Source organism: Vibrio mangrovi (genome assembly GCF_024346955.1).
Taxonomy (GTDB): Bacteria; Pseudomonadota; Gammaproteobacteria; order Enterobacterales; family Vibrionaceae; genus Vibrio; species Vibrio mangrovi.
In genome coordinates, this window is the sequence record NZ_AP024883.1 from 667,840 (window position 1) to 684,349 (window position 16,510).

The following is a 16,510-nucleotide window of genomic DNA, read 5'->3' on the forward strand; positions in this document are numbered from 1 at the left end:
AAAGTGAATTTCTCGTATATTTACCTTGTTCAAATGAATATTATATCTGACTCATATGAAAGTATTTTTATCAATAAGCAACGCAGTCAGGCTTTTATGACAACATTAAAATTTCGCCTTACCATCGATGGGATCGATGATGAGACATTGGTGGTCCGCGACTATCAGGGCATGGAGTCCATTTCAGACTCGGTCGATCAGCAAGGTCATCCGGTTCATGGCTATCGCTATACCATTGATATTGCCAGCCGCAATAGTGATTTAACTTTTGAGCAGATGGTGGATACAACCGCATTGCTTGAAGTTCTCCGAGACAACGAAGTGGTGCAGCGGGTTCACGGTGTGATCCGCAGTTTCAGCCGGGGCGATACCGGTCATCATCATACCTTTTATTCATTAACGCTGGTGCCTTCGCTTGAAAGACTTTCCTTGCGCCATAACAGCCGCATCTTCCAGCAGTTAGATGTGCCGGAAATCTTCTCCATTCTGTTTCAGGAAATGAATATCGGTGATTTTGCTTTCTCGGTGAAGCGTGAATGTACCAAACGGGAATACTGCGTCCAATACCGCGAGACAGATTTAGAATTTTTCCACCGTCTGGCTGCTGAAGAAGGGTTAATGTACCGGTTTGAGCATCATCAGGATAAACACATCCTGGTCATCACCGACAGCCCCGAAGGATTCGGACGTCTGGCAACGCCAGTGCCTTATAATGCGTTGTCCGGAGGTGTATTTGAAACCCCATATGTCTCGACTCTGACCGAGAATAAACGAACCGAAGTCAGCGATGCCTGTCTGAGTGATCGCAGTTTTAAAAAGCCGTCATACAAGATTTCTCATGCCGCCACTGCTCAGAATATGAGTTATCAGCGCGGTGACTACGAACATTTTGACCATCCGGGCCGGTTTAAAGACGATGCCAGCGGTAAAGCCTTTACTCAGGTTCGCCTTGAAGCGCTACGCAGAAAAGCCCATACCTTTGAGGGCAAAAGTAACGAGGCAAGGCTTCAGGCTGGCTATCGATTTGATTTGATGGAACACCCAGACAGAGAAATGAACCGCAACTATCTGTTGGTCCAGATTGCGTATCAGGGCAGTCAGCCACAGGCGCTGGAAGAATCCGGCGGCAGCGGTGCCACGACTTACGCGAATCAGTTTGCAGCCGTTCCCGGTGAACAGGTGTGGCGTATGGCACCACACACCAAACCGATTCTGAAATTCCCGACACTGGCAAAAGTGGTCGGCCCGGAAGGGGAAGAAATCTACTGTGACGAATATGGCCGGGTGAAAGTTCAGTTTCCGTGGGATCGTTATGGCAACTCCGATGATCAAAGCTCTTGCTGGCTGCGTGTTTCCCAAGGCTTGGCGGGGGCGCAGTACGGCATGATGGCCATTCCACGTATCGGCCATGAAGTGGTGGTTCATTTTCTCAATGGCGATCCGGATCAGCCGCTCATCACCGGGCGGACTTACAATGCCAACAATGTTGCGCCGTATCCGTTGCCGGACAACAAAACCAAGACTGTGCTCCGCACCGAAACTCATCAGGGTGAAGGCTATAACGAACTGAGTTTTGAAGACCAGTCGGGCAGCGAAAAAATCTATCTCCATGCGCAGAAAGACACCGATATGCTGATTGAAAACGATTCAACTACGTATATTAAACATAACCAGAGTTCTACCATCGATAATGACCGCTACAGCCATATTAAGGCGAATGATCATCATACGGTGAGCGGTGAAGCGAGAACCAAAATCGCTCAGAGCCAGACGTTGATGATTGAAGGTGAACTGCATGTCAAAGCCGGAAGAGTCTGGGTCAATGAATCCGGGACGGAAATCCATATTAAGGCTGGTGAACATGTTGTGATTGAAGCTGGTAATGAAATCACTCTCAAGGCTGGTGGTAGCTTTGTTAAAGTCGATCCATCGGGTGTATCGCTGGTTGGCCCCGGCGTGAATCTGAATTCTGGTGGCAGTGCCGGAAATGGCAGTGGGTTTGGTGGGGAAGCCGCAATCCTTCCGCAAATATCAGCCAAGGCAACTGCTATTGAAGCTTCTGCTTATTCTCCAAAACAGGCAACGTTAACGGCGCTTGATGCTGAAGTGAAAAACCAATTGCCGGATATGGAAAAAGAAAGTCGTCCAACGAAGATAGCCGGGAGCAGCGCTGATATCCAAGAGACTGGTTCAGACACCCCAATCAAGGTTGATCCGGAGAATATGTATTGGCCCAACTATGACTTTATCAACCATCGGGAAATTGCGGTGGAATATACTCGGAAGGCGGTAGATTTAGCGGTGCTGTCGCTTGAAGATGCTGAAGAATTTGCCAATAACCTGTGGCTGGAATACAACGGTAAAGAGACGCTGGACAATACCAAGAAAGTCTGGGATGGTGCTGCCAATGCGCACGATGCTTACCGACTGGCAAAAGGGCTCGGCGGCATGGGCGTGGTTGTTTATACCAAAGAAGCAAACGGCCGGGATTACGTGATTATCAAAGGGTATAAACAGCATCTGAAAACCCTGATGAAAGGCAACCGCTGGCGGGCCAACAATCCGCAGGTAGTTCAGCTTGGTTTGGGCACCCAAAATATGGCGAGAAATATGCTCAGAGTTGGCTTGGTGGTCGATATTATTTTTGCTATTGCGATTAACGCGGTTGACGTGTTTGTTCATGATGAGAAAACCATGGCAGATCTGGTTGGACGCTCTGGGACTGATATTGCCAAAGGGATTATTTCGACGGGAGCAGGAACTGTCGCAGCGGTTGTTGCGAGTTCTTTCAGCTTACCATTGATAGTCGTTGGTTGCACTTTTGCCGGTGTTGGTTTTATCGTTAGTGTTGGACTTGATTGGGCTGATAATGCATGGGGTGTTTCCGATACTCTTGTAGAGAAGTTAAAAGAGGTTAATGAATGATAGTGAGAATTGCTGGGATTGTGTTTTTTGCATTGATTCTAGGTGGTGATTTATTGTTGGCGCCAAATTTGTTACTCCCATTTCAGCCTCTTGGTGAAAGAATTCGGTTGCTGGCGTATACGAATTTTGCTGCTATTGCTGCGGTTATCCCATTGTTAGGTGGGGGAATATTGGTTGGTATTCATCAAATATTCCATCCCAGAAAAAATGCGGGTGAATATGCGAAAGCTTATCACAGCGTTGGTATGAAAATTTTCTGGATTACGCTTGCAGTCGTCATCCTTGCTATTTTTTCCCGCTTCTACCTCGGCTACAAAGTCGATCAGGCCGGATATGTAAAATGTGTGAACGAATCTCGGACCTCAGCCAAAAGTAGCTGGCGGGTGTATGCCAAGTCAGAGAGTTTATGCAAAGACTCTTCAGGGATTTATGGCGGATAAGCCGATGCTACCGCTTTGAATCCCATCGCATTTTTCTTAGCAACAATCGTAAAATAGTCGGTGGCGGTATTTTTTACCGACACCTTCTTTTATGCTGTCTGTATTCATCCGCTATCAACCTCATTTCATGATTATGAAAACATCTCTCGACCATCTTCCCGAATATAAACAGCGTGAGCTGGCAACGATTTCGGGCATCCTGCGCGATACGCTGGAAGATTATCTCCGGGGCAAAACCGGGAGTAAAAGTGAGTTCCGTATCCTGAAAATCATCCTGTTCGGCAGTCATGCCAAAGGCAGTTGGGTCAATGATCCGGTCAATGGTTATATCAGCGACTACGATATTCTGGTGATTGTGAATAAACCGGCACTGGTCGAAGATGATGTGGTGTGGCAACGGGCCGAAGAGCAGATCGACCGCAAAGTGAAATCCGCACCGCTCGGTTTGATTGTGCATGATCTTCAGGAAGTGAACGAACGGCTGCAACAAGGGCATTATTTTTTTAAAGATATTCGGGAAGAAGGGATTGAGCTGTTTGCCGCAACGCCGAAACCATTGGTGATGCCAGGAGATCTGACAGAAACAGAACAACGGGATATTGCCCGGAAGCATTATGAGCAGTGGTTTGAACGTGCAGCCAGTGGATTAGAAATATTTGATTTTGCTTTTAAAAAATCCATGATTTACGATGCCGCTTTTGCTCTTCATCAAGTCACAGAAAAACTTTTTGCCTGTACTTTACTTGTTTGTACCAACTATTTACCCAAATCCCATAATATTGAAAAACTGGGTAAGTTTTGTGCACAAATCGATCCGGCCTTTGCTGAGATTTTTCCGATGAAGAACAAGTTCCATCGCCGCAGTTTCCGGCGTCTGCAACGGGCTTATATCGATGCCCGCTATTCGGAACACTACGAAATCACAGAGGAAGAACTGGATTATCTGGCAACGGAAGTGCAGCGATTACGGGATTTAACGGCAAGGGTTTGTGGTGAATGGATAGGTCAGTAAGCGGCTAAAAAACGACGAGAAATGTTGGTAGATTGTTAACGTTAAAATTTGTTTTTATAAATCAATTGGCTACAATTAGAGTGTTCCCCGTATGCACGGGGATGGTTACAACATGATCAACTCGTAAGTTACAATAAATCGTTTTTAATAATAATTTCAGAAGTGAGTTTTTTATACATATTTAGATCGTCATTATCTAAAATGCCAAAAAAATTTTCGTCTGCACTTTCAACCGCTTGAATTGCTTTTTCGATGGTTAAACTACCTTTAGCTGTTAAATACACATTTAGTAAGCGTTTGTCATGTTCATCCTGCTTTCGGGTGACTAACCCTGCTGACTCTAGCTGTCGAATGGCTTTTGACATTGTCATTTTCTCTATTTTCGTATGAGAAACAAGGCTCGCTTGTGTTGATAATTGGTCTTGTTTTTTAAACCAACGCAGAGACGCAAGGATAGCGTACTGTGTCTGAGTTATTTCATACTCTGAAAGTACTTGAGATAATTTAGTGTGCCAGAGTCCTGTAAGCTTCCATAATAAAAAGCCAGGACTAGCATCTGCCACATCATATTTAAATGGGTTATTTTCGGACATTACGCACTTTATTGATTAAATTTTCAGTTTGAACAGGCAAACTATTGACGATGTTGGTTGCTATAATTTGCCGCCATAAAAAAGCTAATGGACCACAAATACTAATAGTAGATTTTAGTTCTAGCCCATCAGCATGACGTATAATTTCATGTTTATCATACATTTTAGCTAGTGGAAGTTTTGTTAAGTCAGTGAACATGGTGTTTTTTACTGCTTCAGTGATTTCAAGCGTAAAAGTTGGTGCTCCTTTAGGTTTAAATTTAAACACTTCTCCAACTTTAAACTCTGATGTTAGTTGAGCAAATTCGATATCATCTTGCCATGTGTACCACTCATTAACGTTTGTCCAGACATTCCATATTTCTTCAGCTGTCATATCAGAGACTTTAACACTATAACTTTGTTCCCACATTATTCATTCCTTGTACAACATACAAATAGTAAACCGATTTACCATTTAAATAGTAAACTAGTTTACAATGTGGGGCAAGTGTCAATTGTTGTTACTCAAAACTTAACTGAAATGAACCGCGACTATCTACAGGTACAGATTATGCGCCCATTGATGAGGAGTGATACCTCAAGTCATTAATAGGAGTCCAACGTAATGGAATGAGAGGACGATTGCTCATTATTCCTGAAGTATCAATGATCGTTTCCTATTTTGTCGACGGTTCCAGTATTCGTGTTATGCGAGTACTTCATCAGAAACAGAAATTCCCAATTGAGTAGTCGAGGTCGGTTGAGCTAAAACCACCACCAATTTCACCTAAGGCGGCGTTGAATCTTTCGCTTCCGGTGCTTTTTTGCGAATACTGTCGATGGCCCGGTCTAGTGCGCTGAACAGCACTTCGATGCTGTAACCGGCAATGAACGCCAGCGCCATCGGGGAAAGTGTCATTGCACCCATTTCCGGTTTCAGCAGCCAGCCGGTAATCAGTCCGGCCAGACAGCCGAGCGTGAGCCGCAGGCGGTAGCCAATTTCGCGACTGGCGGTGTAGGTTAGGGTTCTGACTTGTTGCAGCAGGCTGCGCAGGACAAAAATAAAAGCGCCCAGCAAACCGTACATTAAAGGCAGGATATAGTTTTGCAGCATTTGCAGAACGGATTGAGCGGCGATCAGATGAGTCGCAAAGTGGATGGTTGCTTCTTCCTTGCCGGGAGGAATCTTACGGTCTGTCGGTGCCAGTTCGAAATCATGGCCCAGCATCCAGACCTGATTCCAGCCCTGCAACAGCCGATAGCTGGCCCGGAGGTTATTCTCTGCAAACTTGGTCAGTTGTGGGCTGTTCTGAGCCGATGTGACCGAGGTGGTATACTGCAACAGACTTTGAGTTAACCCGTAACCAAACAGATAATAGACCTGAACAATAAGCAGAATAATCAGTGTGAATACAGTATAGCGCCGATACCAGATGATAGTGCGGTTGGCTCGTGGGGATTCGATCTGCCCGTTCACCGCATTGGGGACAACAGCTTTAATACTTTCTACCGTGACCGGCCAGACCTGACTGGCGAGCTTGTCATAGCAGCTCAGTAAGCGGGTTTCATCTTCTTCACCCCAGTGGCGGCTGTTCAGATTGCTTTGAGCATTGATGATACCTGCTGCGATCTCCGGATCAATATTCAGATCTCCGGAACGGGCAACATAATGTAGCAGCCGGATGCCATCGTCGATCAGGGTTTGTGTCTCAGTCGGGTGATGCGCCGATCTGGACTGCTCTGAACCTGATGGTGGAGATGGTGCCGCACTCCCCGAAGAGAGGCGGCTGAATGCGTTCGTTCCCATACATTTATGTTGTTAACCGTATGTATAAGTCGCAACTTCGTTGCCGGAGTCATCCAGCAGAAGACACTGGCCACCGGCATTATTCCAGATAGCGGTCGGGCTGTTGAAGCTATACTCGTTGGCGGCTCCCGGCGCACGATTGGTATAGACCCGGACAGCGTTGTGTGGCTCAAGAACCGCTCCCGGCGGAAAGCTGAATGTATGATCGTTGCTCATCGCTTTGAGTTGCCAGCGGCTGAGATCAACAAGGTGTTCCGAAATATTCTGCAATTCAACATATTCATCGCCTTCGGTTCTGAACTCTTCTCCGTCATAGTGTACGTTTGCGATCACCACACATGCATGGGCATCTTTGCCGAATACCCAGCTAGAGACCGTTTCACCCACCTCATTGAGTAGTGTTCCGGTATCTCCGTGGTTATTCCAGATCGGTCGGTTTGAATTAAAGCTATGCTGGCTTCCGGGCTGAGTATAAATTTCAATAGTTTCTCCGGCATGAATCAGCGTATTCTCCGGGAAGATATAGTTCTGATTGGGTGTTCCGGCGTTGATACGCCAGTGACCGATATTCCAGTTGCCATGCCCCTGATTGGTAATTCTGATGCTTTCATTACCATCCGGTTCACCGCGAAAGTCGAGTGCGGAAATACCGATCTGGGACTTCATCTGCAAATCATTCAGAGCTGTCCAGTAGGTATTCATCTCTGTCTGTTCGAGTGGATGGGCTGATGCAATTTCCTGACATAGCTGCTGTATTTTCTGAATCATGTCTGACACGGGCGCTCTCCTTTTCTGTAAAGTCCGTGATGAAAGTGAGTTGTCTTTTGCCGGGATTCGCTGAATCGACGACCAATAGTTCAGTATCATCGCGGATGTCCGGCGGTATCCTGATATAAAATGAGGGCAGCACAGCGCGAAACCATGCCGTCTCCTCTTATCCCTGATGACGTTCATAAGCTTGTTGCAGCCTCTCATCATAGTGATTTTCGGCATAACCCGGACCATTGTAGTAACGGGCGAATGTAGCCCAGTCGAGGGACTGAATCGAACTCAGTAGTTTCGGGTTTGACTTAATGAAATTGACGAAGGCCATCAGATGATGCCGCTCCGCCAGAAACATATCCCGGACAAAGCTTTCGACATCATCATAACCAGCAGTTTGATGGTTAAATCCCATGATCTGATAGCGTCCGTAAGAGGCGGATTTCAGAGCGGCTTCCCGATCAAGTGTAATCGCTTCCTGCAGGCGTTGATACTCTTTTTCTCCCCCGACGTAGAGTGAACGATCCCATTTGGGGGAGGAAATAGCAGGATGTGACTCATCGAACTGATGGTCGCTGTATTTGGAGAACTGATGCGCTTCAAATAATACGCAAGGTGCACCGGAAGGGAAGAAGCCACTGCCGGATGATTCAACATCGGACACCGCTTTAATCGCAGCAACGTCACACGCCAGAGCTTCGCTGGCATCCTGATAATCCTGTTCACTTAACCCTCTGTGCGGCGCTGAGTCCGGAAGGTTCAGATCCGGAACATATTCCGGAGTTGGTTGCAGCGCTTGTCGGAGTGCCTGTTCACTTTTTCCGCCGCAGTCGATCCGGCCATCCGGATGACGGTATCCCAATAGCGTCGTCTGCAACAGCCCAATCGCCTGACAGGTAGGAGATTGATCGTGGGCATCGATAATCTGTCCGTCTTCTTCTAAGGGCGTTGAAAGGCCAATTTTTCCGGCAATCCGATTGAGCGCCTTCTGGATGTTTAATACATCTTCTGGGGTGTTTTCTGCACCGCTGCCAACCGATGCCGTCAGTTCCAGATCTTGCATGTTCCGCTCCTTATATAAGCTGATAAATACAAGACCACAGTAATGAACTGGCACCGGAAATTATCGGGGAAGCAGAGGAATGAATTGGAGGAAATAATGATATTACTGGAAAAAGAATAAGCAGGCTTAAGCCTGCTTATTTTGAGATGAACTCACATAACGAGTGATTTATTCAACTTTGGTAGCGTACCAACCGTACTTTGCCGATGGAGTATTTTGAGGCGTCATATTCTGTAGCTCTCCTGCCATTGTATTTGCTGCTCCACTTTTCAGGAAAATATATCCGACGTAGTTTTGTGGTGTTTCATGCAACGGTGAAATATCTCTGGAGAACATAATCGTATTTCCAGCAACAGATCCGACAATTTTACTATTTGGTTCGTTGGCATTGGTGCTGACCATTGTACCTTCAACAAGTCGGTTGTTTTGTGTGATATCAACGTCGTAGGTAAAACCATTAACATTAAATTTCCATGAGCCGGAAAAATCAGTGGTTGCTGCACTGACCATACTGGAAAAGCCAACGGTTATTCCGAGTAACACTGCACTAATTTTTTTCATCTTTATTCCTTACTTTTTAATTTCATTATGATGATATATAACTTTATTTGAAGATTAAATGTTTGTTTTATATCGTGAATGATAATTGTGACAATTCGGTTGTTTATTAAAAATACCCGGCGGCTTTCTTCAGTTTATCGACCATGACTTTCTGGTTCTGATTATCGGCAAAGGCGATCGTATCTGAGGCGTAAATATGTTCGCTGGTATCCAGCGTCAGAATTCTGGCCAGACCGGTACTTCCCCAGAAGGTATTGACCAGGGTGCGATCGTCATTGGGCATGTGGTTTAATTCCGCAGAGCGATAATGCAGGACTTTGGTTGATGCCGGCGGCAGTTCCGCATTGTCCTGATAATCTTCCATCAGCAGGCGGACATCGACATAGTTATTATCACTGATCTGAATCCGCATCAGTGCGACTGGACGCAGAGAAGTACTGGCACGGCCCGAATTGCTGGCAACAACGTCGAGAGTGAAATAACTGTACTGGTGGTATTTTTCTGCTTTTAATTTAGTTAACTGTGCCTCGATACCACGAATATTATCCCGGAGCTGTTCCAGCCGCTGATTATTCTGTTCGACAACTTCGCTCAGATCATCTCTGACATCGGAAAGCAGGAACTTAAGTGCCGGAAGGTTAAATTGCGGGGTTTGTTTGCCGGTGAATTTTAACTCGGCATAATTTCGGGTGATGGTTAAAACCTGTTGTTCGTAATAGTGGGCTTCTGAGTCATCCATATAATTACTGAGTGCCCACTGTTTCATTTCGCTGACCCGGAACTCACTGAGCAGGTGCTCGTGGTCTTTGGGATCCAGATAAGCATTGATAGTCGCAATGTATTGCTCTAATTTGGCCCGGGTCTCAGCAATATTCTTCAGATCCTGCCGGGCACTGTCATACGCGCTGGTCAGGGTTGAAACGGTAAATTCGGGATAGTCGATTTTATCTCCCCGTTCACCCTGAACATTGTATTCATACCTCAGTTTCTCCGGAATATAAGGTTCAAGCAGTCTGAGTTCGTCAGTATCGAGGGAGACTTTCAGATGGTCCGATTCGATCCGTTGAATTCCGGTTATTTCCAGTGTGACATCCGACGTTTCGACAAAATAAATCTGCCAGATTGGGATCACGGATGCAGACACAATTCCGGCCAGCCCTAACAGAATAGGCCGGCTTTTCGCTTTTAATTTTTCCAGTAACCGTTCCATTGATGTTCTCCGCTTAGCATGTCCATTAATCAAATCGCATTCCTGACGGAAGGGCTTGGCGGAAATCGCTTTTTTGACGGTGACGATGACGGAGAAACGAATGACTACCGTTGGAAATGCAATAACAGAGATCTGGGGGGAAATCCGGTGGTATTCATTGATTTCACCTGAAAGTCCCCGGTTTTTGCCGATAATTTTCCGGCATGGTTGCTGATACTGAGAACATGAGAATTATCGGAACTGAGATGTATGATCAACTTAGAAGAGTTTGTCCATTCGATTCATGTCGCGACGGCTTCGGCCGGAGAAGCTCTGATCCAGAAAAATCTGGATCTGCTGGAACGTTTTTTTGAACCGGCAGATGAAGATGATGAAGACATCGCACATATGGCAGAGATCGGTCGTTCTGATGCACAAGTTGAGGGTAGAACTCCGAAACGCGGAGAAAAGAATCCACCACCGTCGGATAGGACCGCGAAACGGTTTATGAGCGGAGAATCTGGGGGAGATATTCCGATTCTCAAACCGAAAATGGTTGCCATGCAGTATCCGACAGTGACCCGGAATGGGCCGACCGTACAAACCGTCAATGTGCCGTTGATTACGCTGATCCCGTTGTCTCAGGTTGAACTGCGGGAAATGAGTTTTTCAACAGAGCTGGATCTCAGTGTCAGCGGTGATGCGTTGCAGGTCTCTTTCCCGAAACGGACACTCAAAGCCAAAGAGATGGCCGAAGAAGGAGCAAATCAGGGCAATGGCGGCAAAGCAAAACTGGAAGTAAAAATCGCCGCAATGGAGACGCCGGACGGACTGAAATATATCGTTGACGGTTACGAAAGGGCGCTGAGAGCGCAGGTTCCGGGCTAATTTTTCATAGAACAGTTTTTTCCAGAGCCGTTTTTCCCAGAACAGTTTTTCACAGAACAAGCAGTGGCAGGAAAATTCAGTCACTGACAGTCATCGTGGTGCGAACGCCTAAGCATTATGCCTGATGACTGAAAATCAGACTTTCACACACAGATAAGGAGTCATTATGGCAGTCACTTCAGGGCCGGGTTTAGTATCAATGGCGCAACAGTTTAGTGGACTTCCGATGGGTGATTTGATCGGAGGACCTTTGATGGCTGCGGCAGAAGCCAATAATAAAATGGCGATGACTCAGGTTAAATTTATGCTCGATACCTGTTTCAGTAAACAACCTGTACAGGGTGGCAGTAACAGTGATAGCTCACAAAGCTCGGAATATCAGCCGGTAATGGTTGATCTGAAGCTCAAGCGCCCAGTGATTACGACTACTAAAGGTCAGAATGAAGGAGCATCGACAGTGAGTACCGATACTGCTGAATCATCGATCTCGATTCCGTTGCTGACCTTATTACCGCTGAATGCACTGGCGGTGGATGATGTCAGTATTGAGTTCAATATGGAAGTGAAGTCCAGTTTCTCTAATGAACAGAGCCAGCAGGAAAAAGAGAATATGAGTGCTCAGGGCAGCTTCGAAGCGAAGATCGGTTATGGCCCTTTTTCAGCCAGTGTCAGTGGCAGTGTGGCGAAATCTTCTGAGAAAAGCAGCTCTAATACCGAAAAATATGAGAAAAGCAATAAAGCAACCTATGACGTGAAAGTTCACGCTGGTCAACTACCGTTGCCGGAAGGGGTTGGTGTGATTATTCAGGCTTACACGGACAACATCGCTCCGATCATGGTGACTCAGGGAGAAGACGGCACACATTAATTCATCACTCTACCCTGTTTGGCCAGTCTGTAAAGTCAACATACCCCGGGACTGGCCGTTTTTTTTGCTTTGATTCTGAGTGAGAGGAATCCGTATGAGTACGCAATTACCCTGTCCGACCTGCCTTGAGCACGGTAAAAGGAACATGATTTTCATCGAACCTGAGCTGCTGCTTTCCGGGGCTCATTTTTCCTGTCCGGTTTGTCATAGCTCAGTGGCTCTGGCTGTCAGCAGTTATCCGGTTTATCGTCAGGGGCTGGATAAGTACCACCAGTATCAGATGGTGACTGGTGGTCTCAAAACTGAAGGCGAACACCCCAAACTGAACCGCAGGTGAGTCGATGTCTGAAAGAACTGAATCAAACTACGAGCTGGCAGAATGGCTGATGCGGGATGTACTCCGGGCAAAGGCTCGTACGGAAGAAGAAAAATTCTCACCGTTGCAGGATTATTTCCCTGTCGGAGATGATGCCACCATGACGGCAAAACCGGTCGGGATAAAAATGCCGTATCTGACCGATGAAGGAATCCGCTATCAGATTCAGTGGATCCCGCTATACATGTTGTGTCCCTGCCGTTTTTTCAGGATTGAGAAGCTATCGCTGGAACTGGACGCTTATCTTGAACATCAGGATTCGGAACAGGAACCGAAGGTGACGCTGGCAAAAAAATCGCGCTGGTGGTCTGCTAATCATCCGGTCAGGATTTCAGTGCAGTTTTCTGAGGCGGCGGGAGAGTCGGATCTGGAAATTGAACTCCGGAAAAGAGAAATATAAGGGATGGCGCATGCCAATCCCTTATTGCTGAATAACCGCTGGATTATCGGTATCTTTTGAAAATCAGTGAAGTGTTGATACCACCGAAAGCAAAGTTATTACTCATGATGTACTCGACATCTAATGTCCGGCCATTACCCACGATATAATCCAGATTGGCGCAAAGCGGATCCAGATTGTCTAAATTGATCGTCGGGCAAAACCAGCCGGAATTCATCATCTCAATACTCAGCCAGGCTTCGACTGAACCACAGGCACCCAGAGTATGACCGAAATAGCTTTTCAGTGAGCTGATTGGCTTATATCCCAATGCATTCTCTGTTGCATGGCTTTCTGCAATATCTCCCCGATCGGTTGCGGTGCCGTGCGCTGAGATATAGCCGATTTGGTCGGGGGATAAATGGGCATTTTGCAGGGCCATTTCCATACAGATTTGCATGGTTGACATCTGAGGCTGGGTAACATGAGCCGCATCGCAGTTACTGGCAAAACCGACCAGCTCTGCGTAGATGGTGGCACCACGGCGAACGGCGTGCTCATATTCTTCGAGAATCAGTGTTCCGGCACCTTCGCCAATCACCAGACCGTCCCGGTCTCTGTCATACGGGCGTGGTGTCAGATGTGGTGTGTCGTTTTTCAGGCTGGTGGCAAATAAGGTATCAAATACAGCTGATTCAGTCGGGCATAGCTCTTCAGCACCACCGGCGACCATGATTGTCTGATAGCCATGTTTAATCGCTTCATAAGCATAACCGATAGCCTGACTACCGGATGTACAGGCACTACTGGTCGGGATCACTCGCCCTTTGATACCGAAGAACAACCCGACATTGACGGCTGCCGTATGAGGCATCATTTGTACATAGGTTGTTGCTGTAATAGCCCGGGTACTATTTTCGTTGAGCATGACGCCAAAGGCTCCGACGGCATCGGTGCTGCCGGTTGATGAACCGTAAGCAATACCTGTCTGACCATTGGTGAGCATTTCATGACCGATAAGACCAGCCTGCGTTAAGGCATTTTCCGTCGCAACGGTTGCCAACCGGGAAACCCGGCCCATACCACGGACCTGTTTTCGTTTGTAATGCTTCGGTAATTCGAAATCCTCAATCGGGGCTGCAAGTTTGGTGTTTAATCCGTCATACTGCTCGTAAGATGGCATATGCCGGGTTGCATTCCGACCTGCCCGTAATTTGGGTTCGATGCTGGCCCAGTCATTGCCGAACGCAGTGACACCGGACATTCCGGTAATGACGACTCTGCGATTCATGCCAAACCTCCATTCACTGAAATGACCTGACGGGTGATGTATCCTGCTGAATCGGACATCAGATAGCTGACTAAACTGGCAATCTCTTCAGGCTGCCCCAGACGGCGCATGGGGATATGAGGAAGTGTATGTTCTCTCACTTCATCTTCGACAATACCGGTTTCGATGAGTCCCGGAGCAACACAGTTGACAGTAATGTTACGTTTCGCCAGTTCAAGTGCCAGTGATTTGGTCGCACCAATAATACCGGCTTTTGCGGCACTATAGTTTGTCTGTCCCCGGTTCCCCATCAAACCGGATACTGAGGAAAGGGTAACGATCCGTCCACCCTGACGCAGACGTATCATCGGCATGACACAAGGATGTAATACATTATAAAAACTGTCTAAATTGGTGTGGATAACGCCATCCCATTCCTGTTCAGTCATGGCCGGGAAAGCTGTATCCCGGGTAATCCCGGCATTATTGACAACCCCGTAAAAAGCGCCGTGTTGTTCAATATAGGATTCGAGAGTGTGGCGGCATGCTTCCCGGTCACTGATGTCAAACTGAATCAGGCGACCTTCTCCACCGTGTTGTTGGATTTCTGCCAGCGTATCGCGGGCACCCTGTTCATCACTCATATAGTGAACGATCACTGTAAATCCATCTTTTGCCAGAGCAATGGCAATCGCCTGACCGATTCCTTTACTGGCGCCGGTAACGAGTATTTGCCGGGTCATCGTTGACTCCTGAGTTTCATCTGTTGCAGTGTTGCGGTTGAGGGGAGATAAACATTTAACTGACACTGTGCCAGTTGTTCTCCCCGATTTTCTATCTGAGCGGAAAATACAGCCATTCCCATGGCATGATCTTCCATAACTTTCTGGGCATAGATATCCAGCAGTTGCCCTTGAGCGAAAGTGTCACAGCTTGCCTGATAACGGCGGCTTCCCAGTAAAAAACCGATGGATGGTTTTTCTCCGGACTGTAAAGCGCGAAATCCTGACCAGGCTGCAATAGTCTGAGCCATGAATTCGAGTCCGACATAAGCCGGAAGCGTTCCGGATATGGTGTCGAAGAAAGGGTTGTTCTCACCAATAGTGACCTGGCAGTGAACCGACTCATCCTGAATATCGATTGCATGATCGATAAATATCATCGGAGAGTCATGTGGGATCAACTGCTCGATTGCGGGAATATTAGACATACATTTTACCAAAAACCAGACTGACATTATTGCCGCCAAAAGCAAATGAATTACTGAGAATTGCTTTTCCTTTTAGCGTCATTTCGGTTTCTACAAGCTGAATTTGAATTTCCGGATCCTGATCCTGACAATGTTGTACCGGCAGAGGCAGGCCATCTGTCAGGATATACCATGCGATTGCAGCTTCGGTTGCACTTGCAGCTCCCAGTGTATGACCGGTCAGGTGTTTGGTCGAACTGACCGGAACCTGATCGCCGAATATCCGGTGGATTGCCAGACTTTCCATCTTGTCATTCAGTGGGGTTGCAGTGCCGTGAGCGTTGATGTAGCCGATATCTTCCGGAGACAGGTTCGCATCCTGTAAGGCTTTTCTCATTGCCTGTTCTGCACCGGTGCCTTCCGGATGTGGTGCTGAAATATGGTAAGCATCGGAACTGTCACCAGCTCCCAGCAGGGCAATTTCTGCCGGTTCACGGCTGAGTAGCATCAATGCCGCAGACTCACCGATATTGATTCCCCGGCGTGAACGGCTAAATGGCTGGCACAATGTAGAAGAAAGTGCTTCCAGTCCGTTAAAACCATTCAGTGTTAGCCGGCAGATCGTATCACATCCTCCGACAATTACCGCATCAACAAGGTTTGCATTCAGCATTCGTTTGGCTGTGAGAAAAGCCCGCCCGCTGGATGAACAGGCTGTTGAGACGGTGTAGCATGGACCTGTGATCTGAAAATAGTCGGCAATAAACTGACTACAATTGCCCATTTCTTGTTTGCGGTAATGGTAGTCTGCCGGAAACTGCCCCTCGCTTAAATACCGGGAATAGGCTTCTTCACCATCGGCAATACCCGATGTACTGGTGCCGATCAGTACGGCAATCCGATCCGGACCATATGTGTTGAGTGCTTTTTGGACAGCCGACTCTATTTGCCTGAGTACCGAAAGAGCCAGACGATTGTTACGCGAATCATATCTGGTGAGATGGGGCGGGATTTCAGGCAGTTGTTGTTCAACCCGACCGATCACTGTTGGTGTCCCTGAGTTGAGAATGGTCTCGTCAGAAAGCATATGAGTGCAGACCCCGCTCCGGAGAGTGTGGTGAATCTGTCCGGCAGTCTGTCCCATCGCAGAATGAAAACCACAGGCCTGAATGAAAATAGGGTTCGGTACTTTTGTAAACATATAGA

General features: G+C 47.1%; 19 protein-coding genes and 1 pseudogene. 9 read left to right on the forward strand and 11 right to left on the reverse strand.

What is annotated here, in order from left to right; genetic code table 11:
* The first annotated feature begins 96 nt into the window (after nt 1-96).
* The 3 genes from tssI (at nt 97) to OCU74_RS02950 (ending at nt 4,377) form a co-directional block, all read left to right on the forward strand.
* Nucleotides 97-2,925, forward strand: coding sequence for a type VI secretion system Vgr family protein (tssI, locus tag OCU74_RS02940; RefSeq protein WP_087480716.1), 2,829 nt, complete (start codon nt 97-99; stop codon nt 2,923-2,925).
* The gene (locus tag OCU74_RS02945) at nt 2,922-3,365 is read left to right on the forward strand and encodes a DUF1240 domain-containing protein (RefSeq protein WP_087480176.1); all 444 of its coding nucleotides are present in this window, start codon (nt 2,922-2,924) and stop codon (nt 3,363-3,365) included. The genes tssI and OCU74_RS02945 overlap by 4 nt, the downstream gene beginning before the upstream one ends.
* A 91-nt stretch (nt 3,366-3,456) precedes the next feature.
* Entirely contained in the window at nt 3,457-4,377 is a 921-nt protein-coding gene (locus OCU74_RS02950; protein WP_087480177.1) for a HEPN domain-containing protein, read from the forward strand.
* Nucleotides 4,378-4,505: 128 nt separating this feature from the next.
* Here OCU74_RS02950 and OCU74_RS02955 read toward each other — a convergent pair whose 3' ends face one another.
* Together OCU74_RS02955 and OCU74_RS02960 are read right to left on the reverse strand one after the other, a co-directional pair.
* Nucleotides 4,506-4,970 carry a MarR family winged helix-turn-helix transcriptional regulator gene (locus tag OCU74_RS02955; protein ID WP_087480178.1) on the reverse strand — a complete coding sequence of 155 codons (465 nt, stop codon included), beginning with the start codon at nt 4,968-4,970 and terminating at the stop codon, nt 4,506-4,508.
* Nucleotides 4,957-5,382, reverse strand: a complete 426-nt coding sequence (locus OCU74_RS02960) for an SRPBCC family protein (RefSeq protein ID WP_087480179.1) — start codon at nt 5,380-5,382, stop codon at nt 4,957-4,959. Before OCU74_RS02960 ends, OCU74_RS02955 begins: the two co-directional genes overlap by 14 nt.
* Before the next feature lie 176 nt (nt 5,383-5,558).
* Between OCU74_RS02960 and OCU74_RS02965 the strand changes: the two are divergent.
* A pseudogene (locus tag OCU74_RS02965) lies at nt 5,559-5,702 on the forward strand (type II toxin-antitoxin system mRNA interferase toxin, RelE/StbE family); the annotation flags it as partial.
* A gap of 37 nt (nt 5,703-5,739) precedes the next feature.
* Here the strand turns inward: OCU74_RS02965 and OCU74_RS02970 are convergent.
* From OCU74_RS02970 to OCU74_RS02990, 5 genes are all read right to left on the reverse strand, one after another.
* A complete protein-coding gene (locus tag OCU74_RS02970; protein WP_234993557.1) occupies nt 5,740-6,759 on the reverse strand; it encodes a hypothetical protein in 1,020 nt (339 codons plus the stop codon).
* A 12-nt stretch (nt 6,760-6,771) separates the two neighbouring features.
* Complete coding sequence (locus OCU74_RS02975; RefSeq protein ID WP_087480180.1) at nt 6,772-7,527, reverse strand: lamin tail domain-containing protein; 756 nt, start codon at nt 7,525-7,527, stop codon at nt 6,772-6,774.
* A gap of 166 nt (nt 7,528-7,693) precedes the next feature.
* Entirely contained in the window at nt 7,694-8,584 is an 891-nt protein-coding gene (locus tag OCU74_RS02980) for an N-acetylmuramidase family protein (RefSeq protein ID WP_087480181.1), read from the reverse strand.
* A 168-nt stretch (nt 8,585-8,752) separates the two neighbouring features.
* On the reverse strand, nt 8,753-9,145 hold the full coding sequence (locus tag OCU74_RS02985) for a hypothetical protein (protein ID WP_087480182.1): 393 nt from the start codon (nt 9,143-9,145) through the stop codon (nt 8,753-8,755).
* Nucleotides 9,146-9,251: 106 nt separating this feature from the next.
* Nucleotides 9,252-10,355 carry a hypothetical protein gene (locus OCU74_RS02990; protein WP_087480183.1) on the reverse strand — a complete coding sequence of 368 codons (1,104 nt, stop codon included), beginning with the start codon at nt 10,353-10,355 and terminating at the stop codon, nt 9,252-9,254.
* Nucleotides 10,356-10,373: 18 nt separating this feature from the next.
* Between OCU74_RS02990 and OCU74_RS02995 the strand changes: the two genes are divergently transcribed.
* The 5 genes from OCU74_RS02995 (at nt 10,374) to OCU74_RS03015 (ending at nt 12,866) form a co-directional block, all read left to right on the forward strand.
* A complete protein-coding gene (locus tag OCU74_RS02995) occupies nt 10,374-10,526 on the forward strand; it encodes a hypothetical protein (protein ID WP_159457398.1) in 153 nt (50 codons plus the stop codon).
* Between the two features lie 78 nt (nt 10,527-10,604).
* On the forward strand, nt 10,605-11,222 hold the full coding sequence (locus OCU74_RS03000) for a DUF2589 domain-containing protein (protein WP_087480184.1): 618 nt from the start codon (nt 10,605-10,607) through the stop codon (nt 11,220-11,222).
* 166 nt (nt 11,223-11,388) lie between these two features.
* Nucleotides 11,389-12,090: a DUF2589 domain-containing protein gene (locus tag OCU74_RS03005; RefSeq protein ID WP_200807682.1), complete on the forward strand. Its 702-nt coding sequence runs from the start codon at nt 11,389-11,391 to the stop codon at nt 12,088-12,090.
* Between the two features lie 94 nt (nt 12,091-12,184).
* Nucleotides 12,185-12,427 (forward strand): hypothetical protein, encoded by a 243-nt coding sequence (locus OCU74_RS03010; RefSeq protein ID WP_143693153.1) that lies wholly within the window; start codon nt 12,185-12,187, stop codon nt 12,425-12,427.
* A gap of 4 nt (nt 12,428-12,431) precedes the next feature.
* The gene (locus tag OCU74_RS03015; protein WP_087480186.1) at nt 12,432-12,866 is read left to right on the forward strand and encodes a hypothetical protein; all 435 of its coding nucleotides are present in this window, start codon (nt 12,432-12,434) and stop codon (nt 12,864-12,866) included.
* Between the two features lie 43 nt (nt 12,867-12,909).
* On the opposite strand, the gene OCU74_RS03020 is transcribed toward OCU74_RS03015, so the two are convergent.
* Genes OCU74_RS03020 through OCU74_RS03035 form a run of 4 tightly spaced genes read right to left on the reverse strand, consistent with a single transcriptional unit; the run spans nt 12,910 to nt 16,505 of the window.
* Nucleotides 12,910-14,136, reverse strand: coding sequence for a beta-ketoacyl-ACP synthase (locus OCU74_RS03020; RefSeq protein WP_087480187.1), 1,227 nt, complete (start codon nt 14,134-14,136; stop codon nt 12,910-12,912).
* A complete protein-coding gene (locus tag OCU74_RS03025; protein ID WP_087480188.1) occupies nt 14,133-14,858 on the reverse strand; it encodes a 3-ketoacyl-ACP reductase FabG2 in 726 nt (241 codons plus the stop codon). The genes OCU74_RS03020 and OCU74_RS03025 overlap by 4 nt, the downstream gene beginning before the upstream one ends.
* Entirely contained in the window at nt 14,855-15,325 is a 471-nt protein-coding gene (locus tag OCU74_RS03030; RefSeq protein WP_087480189.1) for a hotdog family protein, read from the reverse strand. Before OCU74_RS03030 ends, OCU74_RS03025 begins: the two co-directional genes overlap by 4 nt.
* Nucleotides 15,318-16,505 carry a beta-ketoacyl-[acyl-carrier-protein] synthase family protein gene (locus OCU74_RS03035; RefSeq protein WP_087480190.1) on the reverse strand — a complete coding sequence of 396 codons (1,188 nt, stop codon included), beginning with the start codon at nt 16,503-16,505 and terminating at the stop codon, nt 15,318-15,320. Before OCU74_RS03035 ends, OCU74_RS03030 begins: the two co-directional genes overlap by 8 nt.
* Nucleotides 16,506-16,510: the final 5 nt, after the last annotated feature.